This is a genomic window from Teichococcus globiformis (assembly GCF_042646265.1).
Taxonomy (GTDB): domain Bacteria; phylum Pseudomonadota; class Alphaproteobacteria; order Acetobacterales; family Acetobacteraceae; genus Pseudoroseomonas; species Pseudoroseomonas globiformis.
In genome coordinates, this window is sequence record NZ_JBHRTN010000026.1 from 44,291 (window position 1) to 56,863 (window position 12,573).

General features: G+C 68.7%; 10 protein-coding genes. 7 read left to right on the top strand and 3 right to left on the bottom strand.

What is annotated here, in order from left to right; all coding sequences use genetic code 11:
• Entirely contained in the window at positions 1–2,325 is a 2,325-nt protein-coding gene (locus ACFOD4_RS19805; RefSeq protein WP_379599264.1) for an ATP-binding protein, read from the bottom strand.
• Between the two features lie 56 nt (positions 2,326–2,381).
• Positions 2,382–4,424 carry an ATP-binding protein gene (locus ACFOD4_RS19810; RefSeq protein ID WP_379599266.1) on the bottom strand — a complete coding sequence of 681 codons (2,043 nt, stop codon included), beginning with the start codon at positions 4,422–4,424 and terminating at the stop codon, positions 2,382–2,384.
• Positions 4,425–4,778: 354 nt separating this feature from the next.
• On the opposite strand from ACFOD4_RS19810, the gene ACFOD4_RS19815 reads away from it, so the two are divergent.
• From ACFOD4_RS19815 to glpD, 7 genes are read left to right on the top strand one after another with little or no spacing between them, the layout of a single operon-like run.
• Positions 4,779–5,573, top strand: a complete 795-nt coding sequence (locus ACFOD4_RS19815) for a DeoR/GlpR family DNA-binding transcription regulator (RefSeq protein ID WP_379599268.1) — start codon at positions 4,779–4,781, stop codon at positions 5,571–5,573.
• Between the two features lie 43 nt (positions 5,574–5,616).
• Positions 5,617–6,465, top strand: coding sequence for an HAD-IIB family hydrolase (locus tag ACFOD4_RS19820; RefSeq protein ID WP_379599270.1), 849 nt, complete (start codon positions 5,617–5,619; stop codon positions 6,463–6,465).
• Positions 6,462–7,553: a phosphate/phosphite/phosphonate ABC transporter substrate-binding protein gene (phnD, locus tag ACFOD4_RS19825; RefSeq protein ID WP_379599272.1), complete on the top strand. Its 1,092-nt coding sequence runs from the start codon at positions 6,462–6,464 to the stop codon at positions 7,551–7,553. The genes ACFOD4_RS19820 and phnD overlap by 4 nt, the downstream gene beginning before the upstream one ends.
• Before the next feature lie 20 nt (positions 7,554–7,573).
• Positions 7,574–8,374, top strand: coding sequence for a phosphonate ABC transporter ATP-binding protein (gene phnC, locus ACFOD4_RS19830; RefSeq protein WP_379599274.1), 801 nt, complete (start codon positions 7,574–7,576; stop codon positions 8,372–8,374).
• Positions 8,371–9,156: a phosphonate ABC transporter, permease protein PhnE gene (phnE, locus tag ACFOD4_RS19835; RefSeq protein WP_379599276.1), complete on the top strand. Its 786-nt coding sequence runs from the start codon at positions 8,371–8,373 to the stop codon at positions 9,154–9,156. The genes phnC and phnE (ACFOD4_RS19835) overlap by 4 nt, the downstream gene beginning before the upstream one ends.
• Positions 9,153–9,992, top strand: a complete 840-nt coding sequence (phnE, locus tag ACFOD4_RS19840; RefSeq protein ID WP_379599278.1) for a phosphonate ABC transporter, permease protein PhnE — start codon at positions 9,153–9,155, stop codon at positions 9,990–9,992. The genes phnE (ACFOD4_RS19835) and phnE (ACFOD4_RS19840) overlap by 4 nt, the downstream gene beginning before the upstream one ends.
• Positions 9,992–11,485 (top strand): glycerol-3-phosphate dehydrogenase, encoded by a 1,494-nt coding sequence (gene glpD / locus ACFOD4_RS19845; RefSeq protein ID WP_379599281.1) that lies wholly within the window; start codon positions 9,992–9,994, stop codon positions 11,483–11,485. The genes phnE (ACFOD4_RS19840) and glpD overlap by 1 nt, the downstream gene beginning before the upstream one ends.
• A 30-nt stretch (positions 11,486–11,515) precedes the next feature.
• Here the strand turns inward: glpD and ACFOD4_RS19850 are convergent, their stop codons facing one another.
• Complete coding sequence (locus ACFOD4_RS19850; protein ID WP_379599283.1) at positions 11,516–12,496, bottom strand: S1C family serine protease; 981 nt, start codon at positions 12,494–12,496, stop codon at positions 11,516–11,518.
• Between the last annotated feature and the right edge of the window lie 77 nt (positions 12,497–12,573).

Consider the following 12,573-nt stretch of genomic DNA (forward strand, 5'->3'; position numbering starts at 1 on the left):
TCAAGCATTGGAAGGATAGGAGCCTCGCACCGGCAGGGCGAAGTGGAAGGTCGCGCCTTGGCCTTCCTGTGCGTCGGCCCGGATGGTGCCGCCGTGCCGCTCGATCACCTTGCGGCAAATCGCCAACCCGACGCCACTGCCTTCGTAGCGCGTCGAGCCGTGCAGGCGGCGGAAGGGTTCGAAAATGCCATCGGCCTGGCCGGGATCGAAGCCGATGCCATTGTCCTCGACGCAGATGGTCACCATCCGCTCGGCATCTGGCGCGGCGCCGGCGGCCGCCGGATCGGAACCCTCGAAGACGCGGATCACCGACTGGCGGGTGGGAGAGCGGTATTTCAGCGCGTTGGACAGCAGGTTGAGAAAGACGTGCCGGATCTGCCGCTTGTCGCATACAACGGTCGGCAGGCTTTCCGCCACGATGCGGGCCTTCGCCTCGGCGATGGGACGCGCCAGCATCTCCCGCACCTCGTGCAGCACCTCGTCCAGGTCGGCCGGCTCGAAGGGCTGTGCCTCGCGTCCCACCTGCGAATAGTCGGACAGGTCGCCGATCATGCGGCGCAGGCGGCCGGACACACCGCGAATGCCGTCCATGACCTCCTGCGTGTCCTCGTCCGCGGCGATCTCGGCCGGGATCATGGTGCGCAGAATGCCGGTCAGCGTTTCCACCTGCCGTGCGGGCTCCAGCAGGTCATGCGAGGCCACGTGAACAAAGGTTTCCAGCTGCTCGGCAGAGCGGCGGATGGCCGCGTTGCTGCGTTCCAGCTCGGCCGCGCGACGCACGATGGCGTCCACCGTGACGTCCCGGAACTCCATGGCAGCGGAGATTTCGTAGGCTTCCCAGGGGCGGGAGCGGCCGCGGAGCTGCTCCGCCCAGGCCGCGAAGGATTTGCGGGGATGGATGCGTCCGTCGGCATCCTGGGGGCTGGCGGCCTTGTTCGGATCACCGCCCCACTGCACGGTGCGCGGCAGTTCGGGGCGGAACCACAGCATCATGTCGCCCCCCGAGCGGGACAGCGGCACCGCCAGCAACCCACTCGCTTCGGCCGCCAGGGCCGCGCCGCCAGGGTAATCGGCGGACAGGTTGTCGGTGTGAAAGATCTCGCCCCGCATGGAGCGGCCCACCCATGCCAGAAGGCCCTCCAGCTCCTTTTCCGCCGGGACGCGGCCGACCGGCGTCACGGCGCCAGCCGCCCAGAGCACGGCGCCGGAAGCATCCACCGCCTCCAGCAGCGCGGGGCTGTGCTGGCGCAGCACCGCATGCGCGTCCGGGGCGGTGCCCATGTCGAGGGCCAGCCTCGTCTGCAGGGTCTGCAGCCGTAGCCGGTAATGCGCCGCGTCGACCTCCGCCAGCACGCCGATCTGCCAGGCCAGGGCATGGGCCATCAGCTCGCAGGCTTGGCGTACCTCGTAGCTCGGGTAGCGCGGAACACGGTCCATGCAGGAGATCAGGCCCCAGAGCTGCCCGTCGCGGATGATGGAGGCCGACATGGAGGCCCGCATCCCCATGTTGAACAGGTACTCGACATGGATCGGAGACACGCTGCGCAGGGCGGCTTGGCTCAGGTCGATCGGGCGGCCCGTGCGGCTGTCGGTCTCCGGCACCAGGGGCGACGGCTCGTAGGCGGCATCCGGGATGTTGCGGCTGGGGTTGCGAACGTAGAGCGCGCGGGCCTGGGCAGGGATGTCGCTGGCGGGAAAATGGAGGCCGATATAGGAGGGCATGTTCTCCGCCCGGTCCTCGGCGATCACCTGCCCGGCCGCATCCGGCAGGAAACGGTAAACCATGACGAAGGCGTAACCGGTCATGCGCCGGACCTCGGCCACGGTGGCAGCGCAGGCATCCGCCAACGACCTGGACGCCTGGAGGCGCTGCGTCAGGGCACGGACATGGTCGAAACAGGCCCGGTAGGATGGCCCGACCCCGTCATTGCGCTCCAGCTCCAGTAGCAACAGGCCATCGTGCCGGTGCAGCACGCCGTTCCAGCCCGGCCCGGCCTGCTCGTGCCGGAGATGGAGCGTGTAGGGATTGCCGTGGGTCGGATCGGGCTGCCGCAGGGCTTCCCGCAGAACGGCGACGCTTTCATCGTGCAGCAAGCAATCAACCGGCTCGCCACCGAAGGCCGCGGCCGGCCGGCCTGTCGCCTCGGCCATGTTGGCGCTGACCGAGCGGATCGTCAGCTCGGGTTCCGCCAGCACGCAGATCATGCCGTGCGGCTGGATGCTGCCCGGGATGTGGATCGGCTCACGGTCGCAATTGGTCAGGTCCACCCCGGGCTGCTGGTGCAGCGGAAGCGGAGCTTCCGGCAAGTCCTTCGCGACGGTCATCACGCACTCTCTGAGACGGTATCGGCAGCTTGGCCGGGACGGGTGTTTCCCGGCATTCAGGATACCCCATCGAAGATGGACTGGATCGCCAGTGCAAGGTCGATGGGCTGGTACGGCTTGGGAAGAAACGCGCCGCCCACCGTTCCGACCGCATCCAGGTCCAGCCCTTCCGGCAGCCGTCCGGAGGTCACCAGGATGCGAAGGCCCGGGCACAGGGCACTGGCCTGTTGCGCCAGTGAGACGCCGTCCAGGCTTCCCGGCATGCTCACATCGGTGAAGAGCAGGTCAACCGCCAGCCCGTCTTGAAGCATTCTGAGGGCCTGGTCGCCATTCGCCGCCTCGTGAACCGGGTAGCCGAGCTGGCCCAGCGCCCCGAGCGCGATGGCGCGCACCGCCGGGTCGTCCTCCACCACCAGGATGCGCTCGCCATCCGCGGTGCGGACGGGAAGGCGCCTTTCCTCCTGGGCCATGGCGGCACCGGGCCGGCCGGAGGGCAGGCGCAGCCGGACCCGTGTTCCCTGGCCGGGCACGCTCTCCACATCGATCTCGCCACCGGACTGGCGCACGAAGCCATACACCATGCTGAGGCCCAGCCCCGTGCCGACGCCCGCTTCCTTGGTGGTGAAGAACGGCTCGAAGATCCGCTCAACCACTTCCGGCGGCATGCCCTCTCCTTCATCCACCACCGAGATCCAGGCATCCTGCGCCGAGCCGCCGCCATCGCGGACCTCCACGCGGATGCGGCCGCCTTCGCGGGATGCGTCCCGCGCATTCACGACGAGGTTGAGCAGCGCCATCTCGAGCTGGTTGCGATCGACGTGGATCGGCAATGCCTTGTCCGGCAGCGAGATCTCGAACTCCGCCGCACCATTGACCGTCTGCTTCATCAGCTCGGAGATGCCGTGGATCACCTCCCCGACGTCAACCGTGACAGCCCGCAGGGGTTGCCGCCTGGAGAAAGCCAGCAACTGAGCGTTGACCTGCGCACCGCGCTGTGCTGCCTCCTCGGCCGAGGACACGAAGCGCAGCAGCACAGGATCGGGCGGCATCCGCCGCCGCAGCAACTCCAGGCTGCCCAGCACAACCGTCAGCAGGTTGTTGAAGTCATGCGCCACGCCCCCGGTAAGCTGACCCACCGCCTCCATCTTCTGGGCCTGGCGGAGGGCTTCCTGCGTCGCAGCCAGCTGCGCTTCCTGCCCGATGCGCTCGGAAATGTCCCTGGCGAAATGGAACCCCCCGACCACCCGGCCGGCCTCGTCGCGCAGCGGGGCGAGGGAAACTTCCCAGAATGGCTTGGCCAGGGCCGGATCGCCGAACTCCGCCACCATGCTGAAGCTTTCGCCGGCGAGCGCGCGGGACATGGTGCTCCGCATGATCCTCGCCTGGTCTTCGGGCAGCTGTTCGGGAAGCACGTCGCCAACATGCACCGTGATGCCGAAGATGCGCCGGAACTCGTTGCTGTGCGCCTGGTTGAAGGCGGTCAGCCGCAGCTCCGTGTCGAAGGCGCAGATGGGATCGGCGGAGGACTCGATGATGTCGCGGTAGAGGCGCAGCGACGCGGTGCGTTCCGCGACCTGCCGGCCCAGGCTGGTGTTGGTCGCCCGCATGACGCTCTCGGCACTGTCGCGCCGCCGCGCCGCCAGCACTCCGGCGGTGGTTTCCAGAACATGGCAGAAGAGCCCGAGAACAGCGCCGCCATCGTCACGCAGGGGCGCATAGGAGAAGGTGAAGAAGGCATCCTCCGGCCCGTCGCCCCGCTCAACGCGAAGTGGCAGGTCATGCGCGATCACGGGATCGCCCCGCAGAGCGCTGGCCACCATAGGCCCGACATCCGGCCAGATCTCGGCCCAGACCTCGGCCAGCGCGCTGCCCAGTGCCGCCGGGTGCTTGTCGCCAAGCAGGGGACGGTAGGCATCGTTGTAGAGAAAGGTCAGCTCCGGCCCCCAGGCCAGCCAGGTCGGCCCGATGCTGTCGAGCATCAGGTCGACGCCGGCCCGCAGCGCCGACGGCCATTCCGCCCGGCGGCCGAGAGGGGAGTTGCCCCAGTCCGCTGCGCCGATCAGGGAGCGCATGCCGCAGCCGCCCTGGGTGTTGGACAAGGAGCTCGGCACCCTCGGGCCTATGCTCCCGACACTCGGGCGCGACGATGGAAGCCTGCGCAACCTGCCCGGCGGAGCACGCGCCAAATATCCGGGACGCACGTTCTCCCCGATGCAGCCGGCGTGATGGCGGTGATGCGACGAACAACCATGACCACGGCATATAGTGCGGATGGGACCTCTTCAACCGCCCTGGCGCGTGCGGCCATGCCGCTTTCGATCGCGGCGGCCTGGGCAGAGCTCGGCCTTTCCCGGGATGACGCCGAAACGTCACCGGAAGGTCATCGATGCGGAACCGGTCCGCTGCGCCGTTGCCCTTTGCCGGCACGCGGGGATGTGGCACCTTCCAACATCATGTTGAAACAACGTTCCGTCCCGGCCCTGGGCAAAGAAGCGCGCCACAACGCCATTCTCGGGGCGCTGGCGAACGACCCCACCGTTCGCATCAGCACCCTGGCCGGCAAGTTCGGCGTTTCAACCGAAACGGTGCGGCGCGACATCGAGGCCCTGTCCGCCCGTGGCATGGTGCGGCGGACCTATGGCGGCGCCTCCGTTTCCCATCCGGCCAGTCAGCCGCGCCTGTCGGAACGTGAGCTGGTTCTCGTGAACGAGCGGCGGCGCATCGGAGAGGTGGGGGCAGCGCTGGTGGAGGAAGGCGCCGTGATCATGGTGGATGCTGGCAGCACCACCACCCATTTCGCGCGCGCCCTGGCGGGGCGCGGCGTGCGCGCCACGCTGTTGACCAACAGCATCGATGCCGCCCTCGCCGCCGGCAGCAGCGACGGCCTGCGGGTCCTGCTGGCACCCGGAGAGTTCAGCGCCGTGGAGCGCGGCCTTTACGGTCCGGAAACGGCGGCGTTTCTGCGCCGGTTCCATGTGGACATGGCGGTGATCGGTGCTTCAGGCCTTACCGAGGAAGGGCCGAGCGAGGCCGAAAGTCGCGCCGCCTGGGTCAAGCGCGCGATGCTGGAGCGGGCGCCGCGGCGGCTTCTGCTGGCCGATTCCTCCAAATTCGGCAGGGCCTTCCTGGAACAGGTCTGCCCGGCCGAGCAGATCACCGACCTGATCACCGACGCAGCCCCGCCGCCGCCACTGGCCGCCGCATTAGGGCGCCACGGGCTGCGGCTGGACATTGCCACAAAAGTGTAGAGATCATGTTTGACCTGCCACATCGATAAGTGGCACTTACAACATGTATATGACACAAGACCTCGCCCGGCCCCGTCCCCTGGCCGAAGCCCCCGCCGAGCAACTCGCGCAGCTGCGCTGGGTGCTGACCGACATCGACGACACGCTGACATTGGATGGCCGGCTGCCCGCCGCCGCCTACGCGGCGTTGGAAGCGCTGGATGCGGCCGGAATCGCGGTGATCCCCGTCACCGGCCGTCCGGCAGGGTGGTGCGATGCCATCGCCCGGCATTGGCCCGTGGCCGCCGTGGTCGGGGAGAACGGCGCGCTGTGGTACGGGCTGGACCGCGACGCACGCCGCATGCGCCGCTGGCAAGCCCAGCCGGAGGAAGCGCGTCTGGCCAATCACGCCAGGCTGCACGCGCTGGCGCAGCGGGCGCTTGACGCCGTGCCCGGCAGCGCCCTTGCCGCCGACCAGCCCTTCCGCCTGTTCGATGTTGCCGTGGATTTCTGCGAGGATGCCGGGCCGCTCGGTCTGCAAGCGGCCGAGCGCATCGCGGCGGTGTTCCGCGCGGGCGGCGCGGAGGCGAAGCTGTCGTCCATCCACGTCAATGCCTGGATCGGCGAGTGGGACAAACGCGCCGGGATCGAGGCGCTTTTCGCGGCGCGCTTCGCGCCTTTTGCCTCGGTGCGCGACCAGATCGCCTTTGTTGGCGACAGCGCCAATGACGCCCCGCTGTTTGGGGCTGTGCCATGCTCCATCGGCGTTGCCAACGTCGCACCCTTTCTGGCGGGCATGGCAACGCCGCCCGCCTATGTCACCCGCGCCGAAGGTGGCACGGGCTTCGCCGAATTCGCCGACGCGCTGCTGAAGGCGCGCGGCCTCTTGTCCCTGGAGGAGAACGCCGCATGAAGACCTTGTATCTGGCTGGCACCGCGCTGGGCCTGGCTTTTGGCCTGGGCGCCGCATCCGTGCCGGCAGCCGCCCAGGGCGCGGCCTGCGCCTTCCGCGGCGCGCTGGACGAAGCTTTCTGCGACACCGATCGGAACATGGTGGCCGACACGCCGACCGACCCCGCCCGGCTGCGCGATCCCTCCACCATCGTCTTCACCTACACGCCCGTCGAGGACCCGGCCCTCTACGCCAGCCAGTTCAAACCGTTCCTGGATTATCTCGGCAAGTGCACCGGCAAGCGCGCAGTGTATTTCCAGGTGACGTCGAACGCGGCACAGGTGGAGGCGATGCGTTCGGGACGGCTGCATGTCGCAGGCTTCTCGACCGGACCGACAGCCTTTGCCGTCAATCTCGCCGGGGCCGTTCCCTTCGCGGTGAAGGGCAACGCCGATGGCTATGAGAGCTACAAGGTTGTCATGCTGGTGAAGGCCGACAGCCCCTACAAGACGGTGGCGGATCTGAAAGGCAAGCGGGTGGCGCACACCTCCGCAACCTCGAACTCCGGCAACCTCGCGCCCCGCGCCTTCTTTCCCGGCCTCGGGCTGAAGCCCGACGAGGACTATCAGGTCGTCTACTCCGGTGGCCATGACCGCAGCGTGATGGGCGTCAATGCCGGGGATTACGACGCCGCGCCGGTCGCATCCGACGTCTACACCCGCATGGTGGCGCGCGGTCAGGTCAAGGGCGACAATTTCCGCGTCATCTGGGAAAGCGATCCGTTCCCGACCAGCGGCTTCGCCGTGGCGCACGACCTGAAGCCAGAAGTGTCGCAGAAGATCCGCGAATGCTTCCTGGACTATCGCTTCCCGGAACAGATGGCCAAGGACCTTGGCGGCAATGACCGCTTCTGGCCCGCGACCTATGCCGAGAATTGGGCCCCCGTGCGCGCCGTCGCCGATGCCGTGAACGCGCCGTACAACCGGGCGGCCTTTGACGCCGAGTCCCGCCGCGAGCTGGAAGCGGAAGCCCGCAAGCGCGCCGCGCAGAACCCCGCGGCACCGACCCATGTGGCGCCGACCGGCAGCCCGGCACAGCCGGCCCGCTGAGCAGCGACGAAAGCGGAACCATGTCTGCCACCATGACCGAAACACGACCGGGTGCCGCCGGTCCGCTGGCCACCGCCCTGGAGATCCGGGGCCTGGTCAAGGAATACGCGCCCGGCAAGCCCGTGCTGAAGGGCATCGACATCGCGGTGCCCGCCGAGGGCATCACGGCGATCATCGGCCCGTCGGGCACCGGCAAGTCGACGCTGATCCGTTGCATCAACCGCCTGGTGGAGCCGACGCGCGGCTCCATCCGGTTGCACGGCACGGAGCTGACCGGGCTGCGGGGCAAGGCGCTGCGCCTCGCTCGGCGCCGTATCGGCATGGTGTTCCAGGAATACAACCTGGTGGAGCGGCTCTCCGTGATGGAGAACGTGCTGAGCGGACGGCTCGGCTATGTGCCGCTCTGGCGCGCGTGGATGCGCAGGTATCCCGAGGCGGACATCCAGCGCGCCTTCATGCTGCTGGATGCGGTGGGGCTTCCGGAACACGCGACCCGGCGCGCCGACGCGCTTTCGGGGGGCCAGCGCCAGCGCGTCGGCATTGCCCGCGCCCTGATGCAGCGGCCGGAGATCCTGCTGGCCGATGAGCCGACCTCGTCGCTCGATCCCCGCACGGCGGTTGAGGTGTTGGAGCTGCTGACCAGGCTGACGGCCGCCGAGGGCGTGCCCGTTATCATCAACATCCACAATGTTGACCTGGCCAAGCGCTTCGCCCGCCGCATCATCGGCATGTCGGGTGGCACCGTCATCTTCGACGGTCCGCCCGAGAAGCTCGAGGCACACCACCTGCGCGCCATTTACGGCGGCGAGGACTGGCTGTGAGCACCACCTCTCCACAACGCGCCGCCTTCGCGCCGAATTGGCCGATGCGCATCGCGCTGCTGGCGCTTGCAGCCTACACGGTGTGGGCGTCCAGCCGATTGGGCTTGAGCGGAGACCGCCTCGCGCACGGTCTCGGTGAAGGCGCGCGGCTGCTGGGCCGCATGGTGCCGCCGAATTTCGAGCGCTGGCAGCTGCTGCTGGAAGGCATGCTGGAAAGCCTGCAGATCGCCGTGCTGGCCTCGGCCATCGGCATCGCGATCTCGCTGCCGCTCGGCGTGCTGGCCGCGCGGAACCTGTCGCCGGTGTGGATCTCGGCGCCTGTGCGGGGGATCATCGCGATCTGCCGCTCGCTGCACTACGTGATCGTCGCCATCCTGTTCGTGAAGGCCATCGGCTTCGGTGCGCTGGCCGGCACGGCGGCGCTGGTGGTGGCCTCCGTCGGCTTCATCGCCAAGCTGTTCGCTGAGGCCATCGAGGAAATCTCGATGAAGCAGGTCGAGGCGATCCGCGCCACGGGTGCCAGCGTGATGAAGGTGCTGGCCTACGCGGTGCTGCCGCAGGTGGCATCGCGCTTCATCGGCTTCTGCCTCTACCAGCTCGACAGCAACCTGCGAAACTCGACCCTGGTCGGCATTGTTGGCGCCGGCGGCATCGGCGGCACGCTGTTCGCGGCGTTCAAGCGCTTCGACTACGACTTCGTCGCCGCGATCCTGCTCGCCATCATTGCCCTCATCTTCCTGGCCGAGATCATCTCCGGCCGTGTCCGGGCGGCCCTGCGATGAACAGCATGACCATGACACCGCCTCAGGGCGGCGACCCCGTGGCGCCATTGCGGCGCGAATGGCACCGCTTCACCCCGGCGCAGCGCGTTTCGCGCTGGCTGGTCTGGCTCCTCTGCGTCGCCGCCGTGGTGTGGGCGGTGCGCAGCATCGACATCATCCCCGAGTTCCTGGTCGATGCGCCGGAACAGATGGCCGACATGCTGGTGCGCATGTGGCCGCCCAACCTCGCGCACTACTACCCGGAGGTGCACAACGCGCTGATCGAGACGCTTCACATCGCGACGCTCGGCACCGTGTTCTGCTTTGTTCTGGCCGTGCCGTTGGCGCTGATGGCCGCGCGCAATGTCTGCACGATCCGGCCGCTGAACGTCGCGGCGCAGTTCGGGCTGGTGGCGTCGCGCTCGGTGAACTCGCTGGTCTGGGCGCTGCTCTTCGTCGCCATCTTCGGCCCTGGCGCTGCGGCGGGCGTTTTCGCCATCGCCTTCCGCTCCGTCGGCTTCGTCGGCAAGCTGCTGGCCGAGGCGCTTGAGGAAACCAACCCTGGTCCGCGGGAAGCGCTGCGCGCCGCAGGCTCGCCCTGGGGTGCCGAGATGCTCAAGGGCGTCTGGCCGCAGGTGCAGCCGGCCTTCTGGGGCATCGCGCTGTTCCGCTGGGACATCAATGTGCGCGAAAGCGCCGTTCTCGGCCTGGTCGGTGCCGGCGGCATCGGCCTGGTGCTGGACGACGCCATCAACTTCTTCCAGTGGGACCGGGTGGCGACGGTGCTGCTCGCCATCCTGGTCGTTGTGCTGCTGGCCGAAGTCATTGTCACCCGTATTCGGGCGAGGCTGATCTGATGCGCGACGCGGTGGATCTCCTGGTCATCGGCGGCGGCATCAACGGCGCCGGCATCGCGCGCGATGCCGCCGGCCGCGGATTGTCCGTGATGCTGGTGGAGCGCGGCGACCTGGGCGGCGCCACCTCGTCCTCCTCGTCAAAGCTGGTGCATGGCGGGCTCCGCTATCTGGAGCACCGCGAGTTCCGCCTGGTGCGGGAGGCACTGGCCGAACGCGAGGTGCTGCTGCGCCTCGCGCCGCATATCGTCTGGCCGATGCGCTTCGTGCTTCCCCATGTGCCGGACATGCGCTCGCGCTGGATGCTGCGCGCGGGGCTTTTCCTGTACGACCACCTGGCGAAGCGGGTGACGCTGCCGGGCAGCGAGGCGCTAAACTTCCGCAACCATCCCTGGGGCGCACCGCTGAACGGCGCGGCAAGCCATGGCTTCGCCTATTCGGATGCGTGGATCGAGGATTCGCGCATGGTGGTGCTGAATGCCCGCGATGCCGCCCTGCGCGGAGCCGAGATCCGGGTCCGTACCAGCTTCGCCGGCGCCAGCCGGGACGCGCAGGGGTGGACGGCGACGCTGACGGGGCCAGAAGGCCGGACGGAGACCGTGCGGGCCCGCGCCATCGCCAATGCGGCGGGTCCCTGGGTCATGCAGGCGCTGGACGGTGCGGGCATTCCCGCGCCGGACCGCATCCGTCTGGTCCGCGGCAGCCACATCATCGTCCCCAGGCTGTATGAGGGCGACCAGGCCTACATCCTGCAGAACCACGATCGCCGCGTCGTTTTCGTGATCCCGTACGAGGGACGCTTCACCCTGATCGGCACCACGGACGTGCCGCACGATCCCGCCTCCGGCCCACCGCGCTGCACCGACGAGGAGGCGACCTATCTCTGCGATGCCGTGTCGCGGCAGTTCCGCCGGGCGGTTTCGCCGCGCGATATTGTGTGGACCTATTCGGGCGTGCGCCCGCTGCATGACGACGGGGCGGAGAACCCCTCGGCCGTGACGCGGGACTATGTGCTGAAACTCGACCGTAGCGCTGCGCCGATGTTGTCCGTCTTTGGCGGCAAGATCACCACCTTCCGCCGGCTGGCAGAGGATGCGGCCACGCAGCTCTGCGCGGCGCTTGGCAAGGGCGGCAGGCCCTGGACCGCCGGCAGCACCTTGCCGGGCGGAGACCTTGGCGGGCTGACGCCGGCACAGTACCTGAGCGAGGCGGGGCGGCGCTTCCCCTTTCTGGATGCGGCGACGCTGGGGCGCCTGTTCCGCTGCTACGGCGCCGAGCTGGATGCCGTTCTGGACCATGCGCGCTCGGCAGCCGCGCTGGGCCGCGATCTTGGCGGCGGCATCACCGAACGCGAGCTGGCCTGGATGGTGGACAAGGAATGGGTGCGAAGCGCGGATGACGCGCTGTGGCGTCGCAGCAAGCGGGGCCTGCACATGAGCCAGGGCGAGCGGCTGTCCTTTGCCGAGGCGTTCACCGTGGCCAGCCACGCAGCCTGATCCCTGCGGGGGCGGAGGTTCGGCCCCCGCCTACTGCAACGGTGCCGCCTTCAGGAAGCGATGCCGGTCGCCGGAGGTGACATGGACCTCGAACCGGTCGCCGTCGCGCTCCAGCAGCAGGGGAATATCGGTTCCCGCCTCCCCCCGCGCCCACACGGCCCGGAAGAAGCTGGCCTCATCGGCCGGCACGTCACGCCCCACGGCGAGCACGATATCCCCCTTGCGCAACCCGGCCCGGTCGCCCGGCCCGCCCTGGGCCACGCCGATCAGCACCACCTGGCCCTCCTCCGCGCTGGCCATGATGCCCAGCCAAGGGCGCGGCGGGCGGTTGGGACGGCCCAGCGTCAGCATCTCCTCCAGGATCGGCTTCAGGAGATCGGTGGGCACGCTCATGTTGAGCACCCGCACCTTGCCGTCGCCTGGATCGTGGCCGAGCTGGATGGAGCCGATGCCGATCAGGTCGCCCTTCGGCCCAATCAGCGCACTGCCGCCCCAGTTCGGATGGGCGGGCGCGGTGTAGAGCGCGTCTTCCAGAACATACTCCCAGTAGCCGGCAAATTCCTGCCGGGCGACCAGGCGGGCGGCCAGGGCCGCTTCCCGGCCACCCGGTCCGGCGAAGACCACGCCCTCGCCCACCTGCACCTCGCCGGAGGCGCCGATAGGCAGGGTCGGAATCCCGAGCCGGCCCAGGGCCTGGACCAGCCCGAAGCCAGTAACCTGGTCATAGCCGACAACATGGCCCGGCACGACGCGTCCCTCACCGGTGGTCAGCCAGATGTCCTGCGCCTCCGTAATAAGGTAGCCGATGGTCAGGAGCAGGCCGTCCTCGCGGATCAGCACGGCGCCGCCGATCCGCTCGGTTCCAAGAGTGTCGGCGGTGAAAGCGTCTTCCGGCACCTGGGCCCGCAAGGTAACCACGGACCGCAACGCATGGTCGAGATCGTAGCCGTAGTCGCCGCTCCGCGGCTGCAGCGCGACCGGAACCGTTTCACTGCCGTCTGATCGTGCCATGCCCGCCTTCCTTTCCCGATCGCCGTCGCGATCTGCCATGCTTGCCGGCTCTCGCCCCGCCGCCGAAGCAGAACATC

Coding starts and splice junctions, on each gene's coding strand:
- ACFOD4_RS19805 (WP_379599264.1), bottom strand. CDS start 2,325: ATGACCGTCGCGAAGGACTTGCCGGAAGCTCCGCTTCCGCTGCACCAG.
- ACFOD4_RS19815 (WP_379599268.1), top strand. CDS start 4,779: ATGTTGAAACAACGTTCCGTCCCGGCCCTGGGCAAAGAAGCGCGCCAC.
- ACFOD4_RS19820 (WP_379599270.1), top strand. CDS start 5,617: ATGTATATGACACAAGACCTCGCCCGGCCCCGTCCCCTGGCCGAAGCC.
- phnD (WP_379599272.1), top strand. CDS start 6,462: ATGAAGACCTTGTATCTGGCTGGCACCGCGCTGGGCCTGGCTTTTGGC.
- phnC (WP_379599274.1), top strand. CDS start 7,574: ATGTCTGCCACCATGACCGAAACACGACCGGGTGCCGCCGGTCCGCTG.
- phnE (WP_379599278.1), top strand. CDS start 9,153: ATGAACAGCATGACCATGACACCGCCTCAGGGCGGCGACCCCGTGGCG.
- glpD (WP_379599281.1), top strand. CDS start 9,992: ATGCGCGACGCGGTGGATCTCCTGGTCATCGGCGGCGGCATCAACGGC.
- ACFOD4_RS19850 (WP_379599283.1), bottom strand. CDS start 12,496: ATGGCACGATCAGACGGCAGTGAAACGGTTCCGGTCGCGCTGCAGCCG.